This window comes from Streptomyces sp. NPDC043996, assembly GCF_056435225.1.
This window is the reverse complement of record NZ_JBWKEY010000008.1, coordinates 62,948-83,693: the sequence shown is the minus strand read 5'-3', so window position 1 is coordinate 83,693 and position 20,746 is coordinate 62,948. Positions and strand designations below refer to the sequence as shown.

17 protein-coding genes are annotated in these 20,746 nt (G+C 74.2%); 2 read left to right on the top strand and 15 right to left on the bottom strand.

The genetic code is table 11. The annotated features are described in order from the left end of the window. Positions 1 to 16 precede the first annotated feature (16 nt). On the bottom strand, positions 17 to 1,186 hold the full coding sequence (locus AC07A4_RS21945; protein WP_478601209.1) for an agmatine deiminase family protein: 1,170 nt from the start codon (positions 1,184 to 1,186) through the stop codon (positions 17 to 19). A 393-nt stretch (positions 1,187 to 1,579) separates the two neighbouring features. On the opposite strand from AC07A4_RS21945, the gene AC07A4_RS21940 reads away from it, so the two are divergent. Next, positions 1,580 to 2,161, top strand: coding sequence for a TetR/AcrR family transcriptional regulator (locus AC07A4_RS21940; protein ID WP_478601207.1), 582 nt, complete (start codon positions 1,580 to 1,582; stop codon positions 2,159 to 2,161). Positions 2,162 to 2,274: 113 nt separating this feature from the next. Here AC07A4_RS21940 and AC07A4_RS21935 read toward each other — a convergent pair whose 3' ends face one another. The 12 genes from AC07A4_RS21935 to AC07A4_RS21880 all read right to left on the bottom strand — a co-directional run bounded on the left by AC07A4_RS21935 (position 2,275) and on the right by AC07A4_RS21880 (position 16,183). Beyond that, entirely contained in the window at positions 2,275 to 3,597 is a 1,323-nt protein-coding gene (locus AC07A4_RS21935) for an NADase-type glycan-binding domain-containing protein (protein ID WP_478601205.1), read from the bottom strand. 365 nt (positions 3,598 to 3,962) lie between these two features. Then, on the bottom strand, positions 3,963 to 4,520 hold the full coding sequence (locus AC07A4_RS21930; RefSeq protein ID WP_478601203.1) for a phage tail protein: 558 nt from the start codon (positions 4,518 to 4,520) through the stop codon (positions 3,963 to 3,965). A 55-nt stretch (positions 4,521 to 4,575) separates the two neighbouring features. Further along, complete coding sequence (locus AC07A4_RS21925; RefSeq protein WP_478601201.1) at positions 4,576 to 6,534, bottom strand: putative baseplate assembly protein; 1,959 nt, start codon at positions 6,532 to 6,534, stop codon at positions 4,576 to 4,578. Further along, positions 6,534 to 6,986 (bottom strand): GPW/gp25 family protein, encoded by a 453-nt coding sequence (locus AC07A4_RS21920; protein WP_478601199.1) that lies wholly within the window; start codon positions 6,984 to 6,986, stop codon positions 6,534 to 6,536. The genes AC07A4_RS21925 and AC07A4_RS21920 overlap by 1 nt, the downstream gene beginning before the upstream one ends. A 54-nt stretch (positions 6,987 to 7,040) precedes the next feature. Further along, entirely contained in the window at positions 7,041 to 8,948 is a 1,908-nt protein-coding gene (locus AC07A4_RS21915) for a VgrG-related protein (RefSeq protein ID WP_478601197.1), read from the bottom strand. Next, positions 8,948 to 9,667 (bottom strand): CIS tube protein, encoded by a 720-nt coding sequence (locus AC07A4_RS21910; RefSeq protein ID WP_478601195.1) that lies wholly within the window; start codon positions 9,665 to 9,667, stop codon positions 8,948 to 8,950. Before AC07A4_RS21910 ends, AC07A4_RS21915 begins: the two co-directional genes overlap by 1 nt. A 22-nt stretch (positions 9,668 to 9,689) precedes the next feature. Next, complete coding sequence (locus tag AC07A4_RS21905) at positions 9,690 to 10,112, bottom strand: phage tail protein (RefSeq protein ID WP_478601193.1); 423 nt, start codon at positions 10,110 to 10,112, stop codon at positions 9,690 to 9,692. Positions 10,113 to 10,193: 81 nt separating this feature from the next. Then, positions 10,194 to 10,778, bottom strand: a complete 585-nt coding sequence (locus AC07A4_RS21900; protein ID WP_478601191.1) for a hypothetical protein — start codon at positions 10,776 to 10,778, stop codon at positions 10,194 to 10,196. A gap of 2,631 nt (positions 10,779 to 13,409) precedes the next feature. Next, on the bottom strand, positions 13,410 to 13,568 hold the full coding sequence (locus AC07A4_RS21895) for a DUF6760 family protein (protein WP_478601189.1): 159 nt from the start codon (positions 13,566 to 13,568) through the stop codon (positions 13,410 to 13,412). Continuing rightward, positions 13,565 to 14,068: a hypothetical protein gene (locus AC07A4_RS21890; protein ID WP_478601187.1), complete on the bottom strand. Its 504-nt coding sequence runs from the start codon at positions 14,066 to 14,068 to the stop codon at positions 13,565 to 13,567. The genes AC07A4_RS21895 and AC07A4_RS21890 overlap by 4 nt, the downstream gene beginning before the upstream one ends. Continuing rightward, positions 14,068 to 14,511, bottom strand: a complete 444-nt coding sequence (locus AC07A4_RS21885) for a phage tail protein (protein ID WP_478601185.1) — start codon at positions 14,509 to 14,511, stop codon at positions 14,068 to 14,070. The genes AC07A4_RS21890 and AC07A4_RS21885 overlap by 1 nt, the downstream gene beginning before the upstream one ends. Positions 14,512 to 14,587: 76 nt before the next feature. Next, on the bottom strand, positions 14,588 to 16,183 hold the full coding sequence (locus tag AC07A4_RS21880) for a phage tail sheath subtilisin-like domain-containing protein (protein WP_478601183.1): 1,596 nt from the start codon (positions 16,181 to 16,183) through the stop codon (positions 14,588 to 14,590). A 172-nt stretch (positions 16,184 to 16,355) separates the two neighbouring features. On the opposite strand from AC07A4_RS21880, the gene AC07A4_RS21875 reads away from it, so the two are divergent. After that, on the top strand, positions 16,356 to 17,786 hold the full coding sequence (locus tag AC07A4_RS21875; protein WP_478601181.1) for a hydrolase: 1,431 nt from the start codon (positions 16,356 to 16,358) through the stop codon (positions 17,784 to 17,786). A 21-nt stretch (positions 17,787 to 17,807) separates the two neighbouring features. Here the strand turns inward: AC07A4_RS21875 and AC07A4_RS21870 are convergent, their stop codons facing one another. Continuing rightward, the gene (locus tag AC07A4_RS21870; protein WP_478601179.1) at positions 17,808 to 19,910 is read right to left on the bottom strand and encodes an ATP-binding protein; all 2,103 of its coding nucleotides are present in this window, start codon (positions 19,908 to 19,910) and stop codon (positions 17,808 to 17,810) included. Continuing rightward, positions 19,907 to 20,584 (bottom strand): Pvc16 family protein, encoded by a 678-nt coding sequence (locus AC07A4_RS21865; RefSeq protein WP_478601177.1) that lies wholly within the window; start codon positions 20,582 to 20,584, stop codon positions 19,907 to 19,909. Before AC07A4_RS21865 ends, AC07A4_RS21870 begins: the two co-directional genes overlap by 4 nt. Between the last annotated feature and the right edge of the window lie 162 nt (positions 20,585 to 20,746).

Below are 20,746 nucleotides of genomic sequence, written 5' to 3'. Positions count from 1 at the left end.
TCGGGGCGGGCGGGTCTCAGTCGACCGGCTTGCCGGGCTCGTCGTGCGTGGAACAGTGGATGCCACCGCCACCCGAGGCGATGGTGTCGATCCGCACCTGCACGACATCGCGCTGGGGGAAGTGCTCCCGCAGGATGCTCCGGGCCCGCTTGTCGGCCTTGCGGTCCCCGAACTCGGGCAGGAACACCGAGTCGTTGGCGACGTAGAAGTTGGCGTACGTCGACACGAAGTCGTCGCCCTCGCCGGTGATCTCGTACAGGTCGGGCTGCGGCAGGTCGACGATCTCGAAGGGGCGCCCCTTGGCGTCGGTCGCCTTGCTGAGCACGGACTTGGCCTGGTCGGCCGCGCGCGACCAGGAGTCCGCGGGGGTGTCGGGGTGCGCCCTGTCCAGGAGCACCACGCCGGGCTCGGTGAAGCGCACGAGGCTGTCGACGTGGGCGTCGGTGATGTCCTCGCCGCGCACTCCGGCCAGCCAGATGACCTTCTCGATGCCGAGGGTCCGCTTGAGCTCGGCCTCGATCTGGTCCCGGCTCTTCCCGCGGTTGCGGTTGTCGTTGACGATCGAGCTCTCGGTGATGAGGAGGGTGCCCTCGCCGTCGGTCTCGAAGGAGCCGCCCTCGGCGACCAGGGGCGCCTTCCTGCGGGGGATGTCGTACTTCGACAGGAGAGTGGCGCCCACCCGGGCGTCGTTGGTGTGCTCCTGCTTGTCGCCCCACCCGTTGAAGTTGAAGTCGACGCCGACGACGTCGCCGTCCTGCTCCACGAAGACCGGCACGGTGTCACGGGCCCACAGGTCGTCGACGGCCAGCGGGATGACCTCGACGTCGCGGCCGCAGGCCTTCTGGGCGGCGGCCCGCTGGTCGGGCCTGGCCATCATCACGACGTACTCGTACTCCGCGATGGCGCGGGCGATGCGTGCGATGTCCTCGCGTACGTAGGGGAGGTCCTCCGCCCACACCGAGTCCAGGGCGGGCCACGACATGAACGTGCGCGCGTGGCTCTCCCACTCGGCCCCCATGCGCAGCCCCTTGGCCGCCGCCGTGTCCGTGTCACCGGCGGTTCCCGCGGCCCGCGTCCGCTCGCTGCCGGAGCCGCCGGATCCGCAGGCCGAAGCGCCGAGGACGGCTGCTCCGACTCCGGTGATCACGCGGAGTGCCGAGCGGCGGGAAGGGAGGAAGGGGGACACGGTGAACTCCGATCATCGTGGTGGAGCCAAGCTATCCGCCGCCGTGGCGGGGCGCGCGACGAGCACGGCCCGGACGGGCGTGACACCGGGCGTGACACCAGTGGGGGGCGACGCGGAGGGAGCCGCTCGCTTCCTCGACTCTCCCACGAACTGAAAATTCAGTCAAAGAGGTGAGGGTGGGAGTGGGGGTACGGGCGGCGTTGTCGTGGGTGGTGGCGGGGTTGGCGGGGAGATGTCGCTTGTTGCGCGCACATGCGGGCTGCGCTGTGGTGCTGAAAAATTAGTCAGGATCACGAGGGCTCGTCACGAAGGCCGGACGGAGTGTGCCGGTGTGTTTCGTGGGCGGTCGGCTGAGATCATCGGGCCGTAAGAGGCCGGGTAGGGTTCGGACTCATGGCGCCTCGCACTACTCAGATCCTCGAAGCGGCCGCACGGCTCATCGCTCGTCGCGGCGTCCGCGGCCTGCGCGTCGAAGAGCTCGCGGCCGAAGCGGGCGTCTCCACCGGGCTGATCTACTACCACTTCAAGGACCGCACCGGAATCCTGCGCCACACGCTGGAGTTCATCAGCGACCGGGCCGAGCGCTACACCACCGACCACGCGGCGGACGCCGAGCCGCTCACGCCGCGCGCGGAACTGGAGGAGACGCTCCTCCTGGAGTTCCAGGACACCCCGGAGGTCAGGGAGAACAGCTCCGCCTGGGGGGAGCTGCGGGCGAGCGCCGTCTTCGACGAGGTGCTGCGGGAGGACCTCGCCCGGGCCACGCTCGTGTGGGTGCAGGAGGTGGCGGCCCTCCTCGGGCGGGTGCGGCCGACGGCCCCGGCGCCCGCCCTGGCCGCGGCGGGCGAACGGCTCACCGCCCTGCTCGAAGGACTCAGCATGCGGTGGCTGAGCGGCGGACTGCGGCTCGACCACGCGCGCGACCTGGTGCGCGGAGCCATCGAGGCCGAACTGGCGCTGCTGCGGGAGCGGTGACACCCACCGCTCGGGTGGCGGCCGTGCCACGGCCGCGCGGCGCGGTGGGGGCGGGGCGCGCTCCGCGCCCCGCCCGTCGGATCGTCCGGGGCCTCCGGCTCTCCCGGGGCCGGTCAGGTGCGGCCGCCGCCGGAGCGGCCGAAGAGTTCGAGTTCGGCGATGGCCACCTGCTTCTTCGCCGAGGCGGCGTGGGCCGACTCGATGGTGAAGCGGACCCGGGTGACCTCGCCGACGCGGAAGGCGCGGCGCTGGCCGCCCGCGCTCGGGTCCAGGGTGAGTTCGCGGGTCGCGGTGGTGCCGTCCTTCTTGGTGACCGTCGCCCTGACGCGGTGGGGCAGGGCCGACTTGCCGAGCTTGTCGGCGCGGGTCGACGTGCCGGGCGTCACGATGACGTCGAGCAGCCGGGTCGGCCTGGCGAAGCGCACCTCGATCCACTCGCCCTGGCCCGACTCCGCGACACCCGGCCCCCACCAGGTGTTGTTCAGCTTGTCGAAGGCCAGCTTCGGGCCGTGGCCCGCGTAGGAACGCGAGGCACGGATCTCGTCCGGCTCGACCGGGGCGCGCTTGGCGAAGTGGTCGCGCGTGGCCTGGTACCCGTCGGGGATGTACACCACGCCGAGGACCAGCAGGGTCAGGGCGACGGCCAGGGTGATCCAGGTGCCGGGGTCGAAGACACGGCGCAGGCGGGGCCGGTCGCCCGCCCAGGGCGTCTCGTGGCGGCCGGGCCCGAAGAGGCGGCGCCACCAGGGGAGGGGAGCCGCCGGCGCGGTGTCGCCGCTCCCGGCGAGCGGCATCGCGCAGCGGCCGCAGAAGTGACGGCCGGGAGGGTTCGGCGTGGCGCACCACGCGCAGGCCGTACCGTGCCCAAGACCCTGCGGCGGGCCGGGGACGCGGACCCGGGGCCGCTCGGTGTCGGGCCTCCCCGGCAGCACCGGGGCCACGGACGGCACGGGCGCGGAGGGCCTCGCCTCGGGATCGGAGACGGGCACGACCAGCGAACGGGCGCGGTCGGACAGGTCGTCGGCGGGGGCCGGGCCGTGCGGGGCGGCGGGCGTCGGGACGGTGGGGGCGGTGTCCGCCGGGTCCGGGAACCCGGGCGGGGCCCCGGGCGGGGGCTGGGGCGTGCCGGTTGCCGCGGTCGTGCCGTGGGCGCCCGGGGCGCCGGGGCCCGGCGCGTGTCCCGGGGCCGCGGTCACCGGGCCGCGCTGAGGCAGGCCGGAGGGAGCGGCGGGCGGGCCGGAGGCGGGCGATGCCGCCGGACCGGTGGCGCGGGCCGCACCCCTGGCGTCCGGGACGGCCGCGTGCGGGACGGCCGCGCGGGCCGGGTCCGCGCCCGCCGTGCCACCGGGCCGGGAGAAGGCGTCCCAGCCGGAGCCGGAGCCGGAGCCGGAGCCCGAGCCCGAGCCGGAACCTGAACCGGCCGCGGCACCGGACACAGCCCAGGGCCCGGCTCCGGACCCCGCCCCGAAACTAGGACCGGCCCCACTGCCACTGCCAGAGCCAGTACCGGCAGGGGCCACATCGGCACTGGCACCGGAGGCCGTACCCGCACCGGCACCGCCAGCCGCACCGGAGGCCGTACCCGCACCGGCACCGCCAGCCGCACCGGAGGCCATACCCGCACCGGCACCGGCACCGGCAGCCGCACCGCCACCGGCAGCCGCACCCCCACCCCCACCAGACCCCATCGGCCCCGCCCCCCGCGCACCCGCCCGGTCCCAGCCGAGGACCGCACCGCACGCGTCGCAGAACGACTGACCGGGTTCCACGCGGGAGTCGCACTCGGCGCAGTTCTGCGTGGTCATCTCTCCAGGGTCCTTTCGGCAGCCGTCACGGTGACGGTGTAGGGCATGTGAGCGGGGCGGGCGGCGGCCACGAGGACGTCCAGGCGGTGGGTGTCCGCCGGGGTCGGCTCCGGCAGCCGCAGGGCGACGTGGAGATGGGGGCGAGGGGCACCGGGGACGGGGCCGCGAGGGCGAGCGCTCCACGCGGCGCCACCGCTCTCCGTGATTTCCGGTTCGGCACCGAACGCAAGGCGGACCGCCGCCGCGAGGCCGCGCCGGGTGCCGCGTACGCGGTGCAGCAGCGCGGCGGCCGCCACGGCGGCGCGCAGCCGCGCCTCGGGCTCGGTGCCGTCGAGCTCCGCCCCGACCCAGGTGCCGAGCCACTGGGCGAAGTCGACGGGGGTAAGCGCCGGGTCGAAGTAGGAGTCCAGGCAGTCGAGGACGTTCAGGATCGGCGCCAGGACCTCGTCGAGACCCCCGACGAAGCGCTGGGCGAGATCGTCGTCGGCGAAGACGGCCGGGAGCATCGCCCCGATGGGTGAGGAGGAGCCGAGGCCGTCGACGGAACCCCTCATCGGCGGCCTCCTGAGAGCGTCGGACGCGCGGGCCGCGGCCGGTGCGCCGGGGGCGTCACGGGGCGTCCCCGATCACGCGTACGCGGTGGTCGAAGGAGAACACCAGGGCGGACCGCCCCAGGTCGATGCGGTCGGTGGGGTCGCCGCGCTTGCCGGTCAGCGGGTCGGCCGGGTGCAGGACGACCTCGTCGACCAGCTCCACACCGGGCACCCGCTGCAGGACGGCGAAGACCTCGCCCGCCTGCACCGGGCGGCCGAAGGGCCAGCCCCGGCCGTCCGCGCCGCCGGTGAGCGGATCGAGGTGGCGGTACAGGGCGTCGTGCGCCGCGCGCCGCACCCGGTCGGTCTCCACGCCGCGGAACGCGTGGACCGTCGCCACCACGGTGACGCCCTGGTAGTGGGGCGGGCCCACGGCGAGCCGGGTGCCGATCAGGCGCCGCTCGTCGAGGTGGCGGGTGACGCGGTCGAGCAGTGCGTCGCCGGGTACCAGCTGCTCGAACCGCAGCCGCCCGCCCGGATCGGGCACCGCCTGGGGCACCACCAGGACGCGCACCGCGTACGCCCCGTGCTCGTCCGGGGCGCCCACCAGGCAGGTGATGCGGGCGGTCTCCGGGGCGGCGCGGCGGGCGAGTTCCTCGTAGTCGCGCAGCGTCACGGCGCGCTCCTGGGCGCGGAGCGTGATCGGCGCCCGCAGCTTGGCCTCCTCGACGGTCTCCCCGTCGACACCGCCCCGCGCGGCCTCCGGGTTCACGACCTCGGTGACGTACGGGATGGAGGTGCGAAGGACGCGGATCGCGCCGCGGGCCACGTTGCCGGAGCGGCCGCCGCCGGTGCGGTAGCGGCGGGCGCGGATGACCGCGCCCTTGGGGGCGACGTGCCCGTACTGGCGCAGGGAGCCGTCGGGTTCGCGGACCGCGGGGCCGAAGGCGATGTCGCCGGTGGCCGCGTCGAGGGTGATGTGCCGGTCGTCCGGGCGGGACTCGGCGAAGTGCGGCACCACCCGCCAGTCCCGCCAGCCGTCGTGCTCGGCGGTCTGAAGGAGCACCGGCGGGTCGTCGCCGACGACCGGCGCGTGGGCGAGGCGCAGCCGCTGTCCGGGCAGCCCGGTGGCCTCGCCGAGGGCCTCGTCGTACACCGCCTCGGCGTGCACGACGGGCGTGGTGCCGCCGATGGTGCAGGCCTCCGCGGCGCGCACCGTCGGCGATGTGGTGTAGAAGGGCTGGCCGGGAAGCGCCTCGGTGACGCGGCAGCGCAGCCAGCCGCCCTCGTGGCCCGCGGTGCGGGACAGGACGTGGCCGCCGGGCACGTGCAGGACGACGTCGCCGGGCCGGTTGAGGCCGCCGGTGCCGTCGCGGTGGACCTCGCACGGCTGCCAGCCGTCCGCGGTCCACGCCTCCCACACGAGCGGCGGCTGCCGGGGGTCGACGCCCACGCCGTCGACACGGCTGTCGAGTTCGAGGGCGACCGCGCAGTGCGGCACGGCCGACGTCAGGCCGAACAGCAGGCAGTCACCGGGCCGCGGCGCCTCGGTGAAGGCCAGCACGTCCTCGCCCTCGGCGAGGTCGGCGGTCCGGTCGGCGACGGGCTCGGCGCGGCGCTGCGTCACCAGGTGCGACAGCGCGCAGGGCACGACGCGCAGCTCCCGCTCGGCGGCGAAGACCACCGCGTCCTCGGCCTCCGAGCGCAAGGTGGTCACCTCGGTGCCCACCGGCACCGTCACGGTCTCCTCCCGGGGCGCGGACAGCCAGAACGTGACGTCGGTGCGCGCCGCCGTCGGCGGGAACAGCGTGATGCCCACCAGGTCGAGGAACGCCAGGTGGTTCTTCTCCGGCACGCGGTTGAGGCGGTAGACGATCTGGTCGGCCATGTGGGCGACCGTCTCCACGAGCGTGACGCCGGGGTCGGAGACGTTGTGGTCGGTCCACTCCGGGGCGCGCTGCTGTATGTAGCGCTTGGCGTCGTCGACGAACTGCTGGAAGCGGCGGTCGTCGAGGTTGGGGGAGTGCAGGGGCATCAGCGGTCGCTTTCGGGGGAGCCGCCGGGGCCGTCGGACGTCTCCGGGGCCCCCGGCTCCTCGTGGGAGGGAATGACGTAGAAGGGGAAGACGAGGCTGCGCGGGTTGTTGGTGCCGCGGATCGCGTAGCGGACGTCGATGTAGAGCACGCTCGGGTCGGTGCCCGCGCTGACCTCCACGTCCTGGACCTCCACGCGCGGCTCCCAGCGGTCCAGGCTCAGGTGCACCTCGTGCTGGATGCGGCCCGCGGTCTGCTCGTTGACCGGGGCGAACACCAGGTCGTGGATGGCGCAGCCGAACTCCGGGCGCATCGGCCGCTCCCCGGGCGAGGTCGCGAGGACGAGCCGGATGGCCTCCTCGATCTCGCGTTCCCCGCTGACCAGGGCGATGCCGCCGGTGGGTCCGATGCGCAGCGGGAACGCCCAGCCGGAGCCGACGAATTGTTCGGCCATCGACGGGTCACCCCTCTCTTGTGCCGCGCGCGCGGCACGGGTTCGGGCGGGTCATCAGAACGGCACCGGCTTCCCGTTGATCCTGAGGACGCCGGTCAACGCGAGGTTGGCGCCGGTCAGGCTCGCCATGGCCGCCGAGGTGAGCGAGGCGGGGCCGACGGAGTTGATACTCGCCGCGCCCACCGCGCTGACGCTCACCGCGCCCGCCGACTTCACGTTGAAGAGGGCCGAGGTGACGCTGAACGCCCCCGCGGGCGCGTTCACGTTGACGGCGCCCGCGGCCCGGATCCTGACCATGCCGCCGCCCCGGATGGTCACGTTGCGCTTGGCGCTCAGGGTGAGGTCCGTGCCCGCCTGGACGGACACCGCACGGCTTCCCTTGATGGTGACCGAGCCCTTGCTGTCCACGGTGATCTCGGTCTTGGCGCGGTCCAGGCTGACGGTCAGCCTGTCGTCGCCCGTGGCGATCCGCACGCCCCGGTGGCTGCCCACGCGCTGGCTGAGCAGGTCGACGCGGTTGCCGGCGCGGTCGGCGAGGGTGTGGCGGCTGGCCTGGTTGCGGGCCCCGGAGTACAGCGGGGCGCTGTTCCGGGTCGGCCTGTCCCTGCCGTTGTAGAGCCCGCCGATCACGAACGGGTGGTCGAGCGCGCCCCGGTCGAAGCCGACGAGGACCTCGTCGCCCACGTCCAGCGGGAAGATCCCGCCGCCGCGCTTCCCGCCGAGCTGCACACAGCGCGTCCAGTCGCTGACGTAGGTGTCGTCGAGCCAGGGGAACTTCAGCTTCACGCGGGCCTGGTCGCCCTTCACGTCGACGTCCGTGACGACGGCGTTGGCCACGCCCGGCAGCCGCGCCGCGCTCTCGGTGCCGCCCGAGGTGAGCCCGTACAGGGAACGCCACTGGCGTCCGCTGACGGTCACCCAGGACTCGTAGCGCTGCCCGTTGCCGAACACGTGCCGCACGGAGGTCGTCGTGTACTTGCCCTGGAAGGGCCAGCCGACCCCGGCGAGCGCCACCGGCACGCCGGGACGCAGCTTGGGGTTGCCGTGGACCATCACCTCCAGTTCGGAGAACGAGGAGGACACGTCGTCGAAGAGGGCGTCGGCGGCGTGCTTGACCTCCGGCCGTTTGTCGTAGGGCTGGGACGTCTGGACGAGCTTGGTCTTCTTGAACGCGCCCGCGGCCTTCCTCGGCGACGTGCCGAGGGAGAAGACGGGGTTGTTGGCGCGGCTCGACGTCTCCACGATCTCGCGCGCGGTGGCCACGTCGTAGCCGCGCACCTCCACCTCCGCCACCTGGTCGGCGGCGGTCACGGACGTGCGCAGGCGCAGGATGTCCTTCCCGGACTTGAGGACCAGGGGATTGCGCTCGCTCTTCGGCGAGGGCGCGCCCGAGGACGGCTTGGGCGAGACGAAGTTGAACTCGCCCTTCGCGTCGAGGGACATCACCATCTTGTTCTCGTCCGCGAGGCGGGCGATGAAGTCCCAGTCGGTGACGTTGGCCTGGCTGATGAACTCATAGCTCGCGCCGGAGGACTCGATGGTGCCGACGGGCACGCCCGCGAGCCCGGCCAGCGTGCGCACGATCGAGGACGCGGTCTCGTTGGTGTACGCGACCACGCGGCGCCGGCGCAGGAAGCGGTGCCCGAGGTCGTAGCCGCGGATGACGGTGAAGGACCCGGTGCCGTCGTAGTCGGCCTCCAGGGCCGTGACCTCACCGGTGAGGAGCGGGTCACCGGCGCCCTGCCCGTCGGCCACCGGCGTGAGGACCACCGGGGTGCCGAACGTGACGTTGAGCTCCTTGAGGAGCAGCCGGTACGGGTCGCGGAAGGTGAGCCGGAACGCGGCCGGGACCCCGGCGCCCTGGTCGACCCAGCCGTCGACGAGCATCTGGGCGTATGCGTCGGGGAGTTCCTTCGCGCCGAACCGCACCCGCATGATGCTGGAGAACGCCGTGTCGGCCATCAGCGGCCCACCTCCTGAGCCGCGGGCAGCACGAGTTCGGTCCCGGACGTGACGGTCGACGGGTCGTCGATGCCGTTGGCCTCGGCGATGACCCGCCACACCGTGGCGTCGCCGTACTCGCGCCAGGCGAGCGACTGCAGCGAGTCACCGGCGACCACCCGGTGCACGCGCCGCGCGGTGAGCGCCCCGGAGGTCGGGTTCTGCCCGTCCGCTTCGCTCGGGATCTCGTACAGGCGCAGCTGACAGGTGGCCCGGATGGGCACGCCCGACGTGCCGAAGAGGGTGTACGAGGCGTCGACGGAGCCGACGTAGGCGGTGAACCGGGCCGTCCCGAACGACCCCCACTGGAAGACCACCCAGGGCGGCGACGGCTGGTCGGCGTCCTTGCTCCTGGCCGTCACCGCGCAGCAGTCGAGCAGCGTCTTGACCTTCTTCATGACCGAGTTGCTCGTCGGCTGGTCGGAGGAGTCCAGGAAGATCTCCACGCTCATCTCACGCGCCTGCGACCCCATGAACTCCGGCTGCGCGCCGTCCCGGTTGCTCGCGGTCGGGGTCACCGTCCAGGTCGCGCGGCGGCCGATGGTGAGCTGCGCCGGGTTGAAGTCGAACTCGAACGTTCTGATCAGGCCCCCGGGCGTGGTGCTGATGCCGATGGGGGGCTCGTGGACGGCGAGGCTGGCCCGTACGAGGCTCTTGCCCGCGCCCTTGCTCTTGGGCATGTCCCGCTCCTTTCTCCGGCCCTCAGTCCGTGAACCCGTGGTGAGTGATCTCCAGGACCTCCGTGGCGACGGCCGGGCTGCCGGGGTCGAGCCGGGGGCCCTGCCAGCTGACCGGCAGCACGTCGATGAGGCCCCAGCGGGCCACCTCCGAACCGTCCGCGCGCAGCGCCGTGATCTCGGCGGTGGGCCGCTTGATCCCGGTCTGCACGGAGGAGATCCACTTGGCGACCTTCGAGGTGTCCGGGGTGAGCGGACGGGTCAGCCGGATAGTGGAGAACGTGACGCGGGACGGCAGTTGCCACACGAAGCCGTTGTTGCCGCCCTCGTGCCGGCGCTCGACCTCGACCTGCGACGAAAGGCCTTCGCAGCCGTTGAAGTAGCCGAGGCTCTCGCCGTCGATGGAGAGGCTGAACCAAAGAGTGGAGCCCGGGTCCTGGCGGGGCATCGCGCGTGCGCCTTTCTGTCGTTGCTGCCGGGGCGCACCAGGAGGTGCGCGGCCAAGGGAGGCGAAGGGATCGGGGGCGGATCAGCGGCGGTCGTCGCGGAGCCTGCCGATCCGTTCGCGGTCCATACGGAGTTCGGTGCGGATCAGCCGGGTGATGCGGCCGACCATCCGGTGCACCAGCGCGTCGACCTGGAAGTCGCTGAGCTGCTTCGGGTCGAACGCGCCTGGGGGCACCGGGGTGTAGGCGGGGAGCGGGTCGTCCGCCGCGCCCGCCGAGGCCGAAGCGCCGCCCCCGGCCTCGACGGCGTCACTCCGGGTGCCCTCCGCGCGCTGCTCCGGGCCGGTGACGGCGGCGGCCGGGACCGGGTTCCGCCGCACCGCGGGCTCACCGACACCGGTGGTCGCGGGCCGAGCCGGGGCCAGCGGCGAGACGAGGTTCGCCACGGGCAGGGGCGTCCGGGAGACGCTGGCGCCGGGCGGGACCGGGGCGCGGCGCGGGGGCGTCGGCGCGACGGTGCCCCCGCTGGTGGGCGGCGCGGGGGCGCCGGTGAGCGGCGCGGCCACCTGGGGCGCCACGACCGGCGGCGCGCTGGCGTGCGGCGCGGCGGTGACCGGCGCTCCGAGCGGGGTACGTCGTTCGCGCTCGGGAGCGGCAGCGGGCGCCACGGCACGCTGAACCTGACGGCCGCCCGGCGCGGGCGCGGGTGGCCGACTTGAGGGCTGCGGTGACACCGGGGCAGCGGAAGCGCCGGGAGCGTTCGTGCGCCCGGGCGCCGGTGACACGGGAACGGACGCGACGGGGGCGCCGAGGCCGGAACGGGGTGCCTTACGGGGTGCCTGGTGCGTAACGCTGCGCTGGACCGGGGGCCGGGGGGATGCGGCAGGGGCCGTGTTGGTGGGGGCGGCGAGCACAGGCGCTTCCGTGGGGGCGGGGTCGCGTGTGTCCTTCGCCGCGCCCTGTAAGGGAGTTGGTGTGTTCGCCGGGCCAATGGGGCGTGTGACCGGCGGTGCGGGGGGCGTTGCTGTTCCTTCGGTTGAGGGCTCGCTGGCGGGCGGGCGTACGGGTGTGTGTGGGGCTGTTGGTGCTGCTGGGGCTGTCGGGGCGGTGGGTGGATTCGATGCGGACGGGGCGCGGGGGCCGGTGCCTTGCGGCTGGGTGGGCGGTGTGCCTCCAGAGGGGGGTGCGGCGGGCTGCCGCTGGACGGGAGGTTTGTGGGGGCCGGGACCTACGGGAGCGGCGGGTGCTGCCGGTGCTGCCGGTGTGGTTCGCGGGGTCCTCGGCCCGGTCGTGGGGGTGCGTGGTGCGTCTGATGCCTTGGGCGCGTGGGAGCTGGCCGGGGTTTGGGTCGGTGCCGGTGTCGGGATTGGGGCTGGGTTCGTGTGAGGGGGCAGCGGGGCAAGTCCCTCCGTTCGTACGGGCGGTACGGGGGTACCTGCGGTGGGGCTAGGCGCTCCGGGGCCCCCTCCCTTGCGTACGCCCGACGCTCCCGCCTGGCCGCCGAGCTCGCCGACCGGCCCGGGAGACGGGGTCCTGGCGGCGTCGCCCTGTGCGGGACGCACGGCCCGCTGCACCGGCCGCTGACTGTCGACGGACGAGGAGTGACGGGCCGGACGCGTCCGGTCGCTCGCGCTACGCGCCCCGTCGCCGACGGCCGCGGACGCGCCCTGCGGTCCGGACGACGCTCCCGTACGCGGCTCGGTGGCCGTATCGCTGTCGGGCCGCACCGGTGAGCCTTCGCGTCGCCCTCGGTCACCGTCGGCCGACACGGCCTCCTCACGCGGACCGTCGCTCACTGCCTGCGGGGGCGTCGACTCCCGGCGCGCGACGGGCAGGACGCGTCGCTGCACCGCCGTCGACACGACCGGCGCCTTGGTCAGAGGCCGGGGCCGGGTGGCGGCAGCGGGCGCGGAGACCACACGGACACCGCGAGCCGGGGCCGGGACCACGGCGGGCGCCGAAGACGACGACGGGGCCGTGCCGTTGGTATTCGTCACGTCTCCAGGGAGCGCGGACGCTGGCCCGACGGGAGATCCGCCGGACGACTCGACCGGGGAGGCCGGGCCCGCGACCGCACGGGTCGGCGCGGCTGCGGATGCCGCGCGCTGCCCGTCGGACGAGGGGCGCGCCTTCCGGGTGGTCGGCGCGACAGGACTCGATGCGACGGCACTCGGTGCGACGGCGCTGGGCGAGGCAACACCGGGCGTGGCAACACCGGGCACGACAGGGCCGGGACCCGCAGCACCGGGCACGGCCGCGCCGCCCACGACAGGGCTCCGCGCGACACGACCCCGCACGGCTGGCGCAGCCGCTCCCGTGAGCGGCGTCGCGGAAACCGTGGGCCCCGGCCGGGTGCCGGGACCCACGGCCGCGGTACGCCCGGCGGTTCCGCCCGGCCCCGAGGCTCCGTCGGCCCCCATGAACCGATGGGTCTCACCTGGGCCGCCAGAACCACCCGGAGCACCGGGTCCCAACGCGCCCGCAGCGGCGGTCAACGACGGCCGGGACGGCCGGGACGGCCGGGACGACTGGGAAGACCGGGAAGACACAGCCGACGTGGGCGCCGCGACCGGCACGGACGCCGCAGAAGGCACGGACGACACAGACGACTTGTCAAGCGCAGGCCCCCCAAAGGAACCCGCCCCCTCCACAGTCCCCACCACCCCAGAAGCGGCACTCTCCCTAGAGGAAGCACGCACCCCAGACATCCCAGGCGACGGCATCCCAGGCGACGGCATCCCAGGCGACGGCATCCCAGGCGACGGCATCCCAGGCGACGGCATCCCAGGCGACGGCATCCCAGACGACGACATCCCAGGCGCCACGAACGACGTCCCCCCTACCCCCGCCACCTCCCGCAACGACGCCACCGGCACCCCCGGCACCTCCGACCCCGCCGGTTCCGGCGACACAGGCGTCCAGAACGCCACGTACGCGGAAGACCGTTCGAGGCCGGTGACCGGGCGGCCCGGGCCGGTGAGTGCCGTCGCGGAGAGCAGGCCGCCGGTGGCGCCGTCCAGGACCCTGGTGCGGGACGCGGCCCGCGCGAAGGAGGGGTCCTGCCAGGTCGGCAGGCGCCCGCCGAACGCGGCGTCCGCGACCCCGGTCCCGCCGTCGGCCACGGAGCGCTGAACCGGCGCCAGCGCCGACCAGGCGGCGCCCCCGGTCCGCCGCCTCCCGGCCCCGGCCCCCTCGGCACCAGATGCCCCACCGCTCGGCGGCCCCGCCGCCCTGCCCCCGTCAACGCCGCCGCGCTCGCGCCCGCGCCCGCCCCGCAGCCGGTCCCAGAACCCCACCGCTCAGCCCTCCGTACCGGCGCGCGTCACGAAGGACGCGATCTGGTCCGCGTAGCGTCGGCGGTCGTGGTGTTCGAGGTCCAGGATCGACTCCAGGTCCCAGTGGAAGTGGTAGGCGACGTACGCGATCTCCTCGTGCAGTCGGTCGGTCGCGTACGTCACGATTCCCCCAGGCGGCTCCCGCCGAGTTCGACCTCGAACGGCTCGGAGCAGTGCGGGCACTCCACCGCGGCGCGGGTGTGGCCCTCGGCGTTGATCTGACGGTAGAAGTCCTGGAGGAACGCGAGGTCGGAGGCGAACATGCTCTCCACCGTCCCGTCGTGCACCATCGCAAGCGTGCCCAGGCGGGTGATGACCCGGCCGAGGAGCACCACCGACAGATAGGCGGGGTTCTCCTGGACCCGGACGTCGCGCAGCGGAACCAGCTCGTCCCGCGCCGTCGACAGGCGCATCACGCCGTCGCGGTGCACGGTCCCCGCCTCGTCGACGTAGCCGCGCGGCAGTTGGAAGGGGAACTCGGTGCGCAGGTCGCGGGGCGTCGCGTCGGCCGGGGCGGCGGCGGAGGGCGCACGGGAGGACGCCGCTTCCGCCGCCGCCGTCTGGGAGTCGGGTGGCGCGGCGGCCGAGCCCCGGCCCTGCGCACCGGCAGCCGTGCGCCGCATTACTCGATGACCAGTTCTTCGAAGACGATCGTCACGGTCTCGCTGAGCGCGGACGCCTCGCCCGCCTTCAGCGTGCTGGCGTCGATCTTGCTGCACCAGGCGTTGCGCAGGTTGTAGCGCTTCACCGGGTTGTCCTCGTAGTCCATCATGATGATGGAGGCGTTCTTGCGGGCCGTGCTCATGCGCCCGTTGATGGAATCGTTGATCCACTGGGTGAACGAGGCGGACTGGGTCATGCCGCGCACCACGGTGCACTGCCCGTTCTTCTGCACGCCGGGCAGCAGATTGATGTCTATCTTGCCTTGCGCGGTGTTCTGCTGACTGACGATGACGTCCTGCTCGATGCTGAGGCCGCTGACCTCCGAGAGGTACTCGACCATCACACCGTCGATCTGCAGACCGAAATTGTGCGAGGTGAGGGAGTCGCCCTGCATGAGACTCATGGGTTCGCTGTCCTTCTAGGCTTCGTGACGGTGGGACGCGGGTGCCGGGGGGGTGCCAGGGGTGCCGACGGGCGGTCTACTCCTCCAACTCCCCGCTGCCGCTGGAGAACTGGGACAAGCGGAAGATCACGAACTCGGCGGGCTTGACCGGGGCGACACCGATCTCGCACACCACCCGGCCGACGTCGACCGACTCCGGCGGGTTGGTCTCCTCGTCGCACTTGACGTAGTACGCCTCCTCGGGCCGCTGGCCGAACAGCGCGCCCGCGCGCCACTCGTTGACCAGGAACGCCGAGATATTGCGGCGGATGCGGGCCCACAGCGCGTGGTCGTTCGGCTCGAACACCACCCACTGGGTGCCGATGAGGATCGACTCCTCCAGGTAGTTGAAGTAGCGGCGGATGTTCAGATAGCGCCACTCGGGGTCGGAGGACAGGGTGCGCGCGCCCCAGACGCGGATGCCGCGGCCGGGGAAGGAGCGGATGCAGTTGACGCCGATGGGGTTGAGCAGGTCCTGCTCGCCCCGGGTGATCTGCAGCTCCAGGTCGACGGCGCCGCGCACGACCTCGTTGGCGGGCGCCTTGTGCACCCCGCGCTCGGAGTCGTTGCGGGCCCAGACGCCCGCCACGTGGCCGCTCGGCGGCATCATCCGGGTCTGGCCCGTGGCCGGGTCGAAGGACTTCAGCCAGGGGTAGTACAGGGCCGCGTACTTGGAGTCGTAGCCCGCCGTCTCCTGCCGCCACACCCGTATCTGACGGGCATTCAGGCTGGGCGGCGGGTCGATGACCGCGACCCGGTCGCCCATCAGCTCGCAGTGGGCGATGAGCCCGAGCTGCACGGCCTTCACGGCCTCCAGGTCGATCGTCCCGCGCTGGTAGGCCGCCATGAGGTCGGGCACGGCGACCATGGAGATCTCGTCGATGGCCTCCAGACCGCCGAAGCCGGTACGGTCCGCGGAGTCGCCGAGGTACTGGGCGGGCCCGGGGTGCGCCGTCGCGTCCCGCTCCACGGGGGCGGGCGCCGGGGCCGGGGCGGGCGGCGCCGCCAGGGTGACGGTCTGGTTCTCCGGGCGGACGAGCTGCGCGGCGGCCGCCGCCTCCGTCACGGTGATGAGCTTGGAGCGCTCCTTGACCTGGGTGACGACATAGGAGCGGTTGCCCTTCTTGGCGCTGACGTCGAACGTCTCGACGGGCTTGTCGCCGTCCCTCACGATCAGCCTGAAGCGCTCCGCGGGGCCCTCGCCCTCGGGGTCGGCGACCTCGACGGCCAGCGGGCCGTGCGCGCCCCGCGCCAGGGCCGCCACCCAGAACGCGCCGAGCTGCCGCGGCTCGGCCGCGGGCAGGGCCGCCGGGGCCGGAGCGCCGGTCACCTCGGCGCGGGCCCCGCCGTCGCCGTCGACGGCCCCGGCCGAGCCGCCGACCCGTACGACGTACGCGGCGGAACCGCCGTTGTTGAAGAAGCCGTACACCGAGTGGGCGAGGTAGTGCCCGTCGGTGAAGTCGCCGAAGGAGGCGACGTACTGGGTCCAGTTCGTCACCAGCGTCGGCTCGTTCAGCGGCCCGGTCGGCGCGAGCCCGACGAAGGCCGCCACGGAGGTGCCCACCCCCTCGATCGGGCGCGAACCGCTGGCCACCTCCTCGACGTAGACGCCGGGCGACAGATAGGACGGCATGCTCTGCTCTCCTCGGGTACGAGACGGGACCCCCTCACCCTGGCGGGCACGCCCCCGCCGCCGAAACGGCCACGAGTGCCGGTCACGGGGCAGCGGGCGGCGTCCCCGAGGGCAACCAGGTCTGCCCCGCGGCTTGCTGACGGAGGCTCATGACTCTTCCTAGCGTCGGGGCGTGAGCCTATGGACCTCTTTGGAACCCGCTTCCGCGACCGTCGACCCCGGAGACAGCACCACGGTGCGGCTGCGGGTGCGCAACACCGGTGACATCGTCGACGAGTACCACGTCGAACCGGTCGGCGACCTCGCCCCCTGGACCACGGTGGAGCCGCGCACCCTGCGGCTCTACCCGGGCACGACCGGCACGGTGGACCTGACGTTCGCCCCGCCGCGCACCCCGGACGCGACCGCGGGCCCGCACCCGTACGCGGTGCGGGTCACGCCGACCGAACACCCGGACGCCGTCGTCGTCCCCGAGGGCAACCTCACCCTCACCCCCTTCACCGAGGTGCGCGCCGAAGTCGTGCCGCCCACGGTCAAGGGGCGGTTCCGGGGGCGGCCGCGGCTCGCCGTGGACAACCTCGGCAACACCAAGGTCACCGCCTCGCTCAGCGGCGCCGACACCGGGGAGCGCCTCTCGTACGACCTCCAGCCGGGCAACGTGCAGATCGATCCTGGCCGGGCCGCGTTCGTGAAGGTGACGCTGCGGCCCCGGCAGCTCACCTGGTTCGGGTCCAAGCAGGAGCAGCCGTACGCGCTGGCACTGCGGCGCTCGGGCACCGAGCCGATGGAGGTGCCGGGGACCTTCGTGCAGCGCGGCATCCTGCCGGGCTGGCTGGCCACCAGCTTCGGGCTGCTCCTCGCGGTGGCCATCGCGTTCGTGATGATCTGGATCTCGTACCGGCCGCAGGTGCAGAGCGCGGCCCGCGAGAAGCCCGTGGCGGCGGGCAACATCGCCCCGCCCAGCCCGTCCGCCCCGATCAGCAGCCCGTCCGCCGCACCCGACGACAAGCCCGATGACAGCTCAGACGGCCCCGACAAGCCCGACGAGGACGAGCCGCGGGACGGCGAGGGCACGGGCGGCGGCGGTGGCGGCAGTGGCGGTGGCGGCGGGGACGAGGAGCCCAAGAAGAAGCCGTGCCCGCAGACCGCGGCCACCGCCGTGCGCAAGCTCGCCGAGCGCAGCGAGGGCCGCCACATCTGCTACCGCGCCTACGTCCAGGACGAGGGCTGGCAGAAGCCGGTCTGCGACGGGGCCGAGGCCGGAACGGTCGGCCAGGGCAAGCCGATCCGGTCCCTCAACATCGCGGTGTCCGGCACCGGCGGCGTCAACGGGGCCGCCGCCTACGTCGTCGAGCACTGGCGCGAGGGCGACGCGTGGAAGAAGGCCGAGGACGAGCGGGACCTGTACCTCGGCGACAAGGAGTCGAACCACCCCATGCAGGGCCTCACCCTCCAGGTCTTCGACGGCTCCACGTGCTTCCGCCCCTACGTGAAGGACGTGGGGTGGATCGAGCAGCTGTGCACCGAGCCCGGCCAGTGGCGTTACGCCGGCGCCCGGATGGAGGACGACCTCCAGCTGGAGGCCATCCGCCTCACCGTCTGAGGCCGCCGCGGGGCGGGGCGGTCACCAGGCCGCCTCGCCCGGCACGAGGCGGCCCGCCTTGCGGTACTCGCGGCGGGCGCCCTCCCACAGGTCGCCCGCCGCGAGCGGCTCGTCCCGCCCGGCGGCGAGGTAGGCGGCGGTGACCACCGCGCTGCGGATCGAACCGCCCGCGAGGTCGAACTCCCGGGCCAGGGAGGCGACGTCGATGCCGTCGGCGCGCGGCACGTGGGCCAGGCCGTGCCGCCACAGCGCCGTGCGCTGCCCGGCGTCGGGGAAGGGGAAGTCGACCACCAGGTCGAGACGGCGCGTGAACGCGTCGTCGATGTTGGCCCGCAGGTTCGTGGTGAGCAGGGCGATGCCGTCGAAGGACTCCAGGCGCTGCAACAGGTAGGCGCTCTCCATGTTGGCGTACCGGTCGTGGGAGTCCTTGACCTCCGAGCGCTTGCCGAAGACCGCGTCGGCCTCGTCGAAGAGCAGCACGGCGTCCGTGCGGTCGGCCTCCGAGAAGATCCGTTCGAGGTTCTTCTCGGTCTCACCGACGTACTTGTCCACGATCGAGGACAGCTGGACCACGTACAGATCGACGCCGAGGTCGGCGGCGATCACCTCCGCGGACAGCGTCTTGCCGGTGCCCGACTCGCCCGCGAAGAGCCCGAGGACCCCCCGGCCGCGCCCGCCGCCCGCGCTGAGCCGCCAGTCGCCGAGCACCCGGTCGCGGTGGCGGGCGCGCAAGGCGAGCTCCCGCAGCTGGGTCAGGGGCCCCTCGGGCAGGACCAGATCGCCCCAGTCCACCGCGGGGCGGATCCGCCGGGCGTGCCGTTCGAGGCCCGACGCCGACTGCTGCCGCGCGGCGAGCCGGACGTGGGCGGCCGTGAGCGGGGCCCCGTCGAAGGCGGCGAGCGCCGCCGCCGCGCGCGCGGCACGGGCGATGCGCTCACCACCGAGGTGGTACGGGGCCACGGTGCCCGCCAGGTCGAACGCGTCGGCGTCCGGGCCGAGCGCGGCCCGCCACGCGGCCGTGCCCCCCGCCGCGCCCCGGGGCGCCTGGAGCACCAGCGGGTCCCGCGCGGACCACTGCGGGTCGTACGGGCGGGGGTCGGCAAGGAGCACGGTCACATCCGTGGCCGAGGCGAGCGCGGCCACCATCGGCCCCGGCCGCTCCGGCAGTCCGCACACCACGACCGCCCGCCCGCACAGCCGCGCCTCCCGCAGCAACTCGGGGACGTGGTCCACGGAGCCGGAGTAGCACAGCGCGTCGATGTCCGCCGCGCCGAGGGCGGCCGCGAGCGTGGCCAGGGCGTCGCCCTCGCGGTGCTCCCGCAGATACACGGCGAGCGGCCCGGCGCCGAGCCGGTCGGCGAGCCGACGGACGAACACCTCGTCGCGCTCCGCCGAGGCCAGGGCGTCCGGCAGCGGGCGCAGCCGCCCGAGGAGCACGGCGTCCGGCGTGTCGTCGCCCAGCAGATGGGCGGTGACCCGGTCGGGAACGCTCAACGAGCGCGTCAGGAGCGGCCGTTCGGCGTCCTCCACGGCCAGCAGGCCCCGGGCGCGCAGCGGCGCCGACGGATGGAAGCGCGCGCGGGCCCCAGGCAGACGCGCGGGCACCCCGCACAGGTCGAGGGCGAGACCCACGGTGGCGCGGCGGCGGCTCACGTCGTCGTTGAGGTAGCCGTAGAGCGGCTCGAAGGCGCGGTCGAGGTCGGGCGCGAGGGCGATGAGCAGCACGGCGGCGTCCAGCTCGGTAAGGCCGAGGCGGACGGCCGCGCGGGCCAGGAGGTCGTCGGGGTCGCCAGGGTCACTGGAGTCGTCGGGGTCGCCGGGCCGCACTGTCGGCCCGTCCAGGGGGACGTCCCCGTTGGGTGCCGCCGTCCGCCAGGCGCCCAGGAGCCGGCTGACCGCCTCCTCGGACACGTACAGGCCGCGCAGCGGGTCGCGCGCGGTGGCGTCCTCGGCGGAGCGGTGCTCGACGAGGGCCGTGACCGACTGCCGCAGCCCGTCGAGGCGTTCGAGCAGGAAGCGGGCCGGGTCCGGGGCACCGGAGGCGACGGGCCGCGTGCGGGCGGGGGAGCCGGCGGGCCGCGCGTGGGCGGGCGATGCGACGGCGTCCAGGGACGAGGCGTTCACGGCCGCTCCGTGCGGCGGGCCGCCTCCCGCTCGTGCGCGGCGCGGGCCGCCTCCAGGTGGTGGGGCCGGTGGGCGCGCTCCCCGGACCGGGGCGGGCCGCCGTCCACGCCGCGCACCCGCACCACCGCGCCCGCCGTGACCGGGGGCCCCGCGTCGTAGTCGGGGTACGCCGGGAACGGCACCGTCACCGTGACGTCAAGCGACGGCTTGAGCTCGCCGCCCAGGGCGGACCACAGGTCGGCGAGGGAGCGGTCCTCCGCCGGGAGCACCCCCACCGTCACCGGCACCGCGAGCCCGAGGCGGCCGAGCGCTCCCGGCAGCTCCCCGGCGGGGACCAGCTCGTGGGGGAGCAGCGTCGCCAGGACCGCGGACAGCAGCCGGTGCTCGTCCTGCGGCGTCTTCGTCCACGCCGTCACCAGGTAGGAGAGGCGGAACCAGCGCGGGGGCCTGCGGTGGCGCACGACGACGTCCCGGTCGTCCCGCAGCGGCGCCCGGCCGCGCTGGCGCCGGGCGGCGTCCTCCCGGACGTCGTACAAGTAGACGTTGACCACGGGCGCGTTGCGGCGGGCCGCCCAGTCGCGGGTGGGCACGTCGAAGGAGACGTCGATGCCGGAACCGGCCAGCGTCCCGCCGCCGATGAGGCCCTTGAGGACCTCGTCCACCTCATGAATCACGCTCGCGCTCCCGCCCGCCGCCGGACCCTACCGGCTCACCTCGCGCCGACTCTTCTCGGCTCGGCCACCGATCGTGCTCCCCGCGCCCCGCGCCGCGCAGGCACGGCGGGGACGACGGCGGGGCAGCGCCGCTGCCCCAAGGGGCGGCCCGCGCCGCCCGTC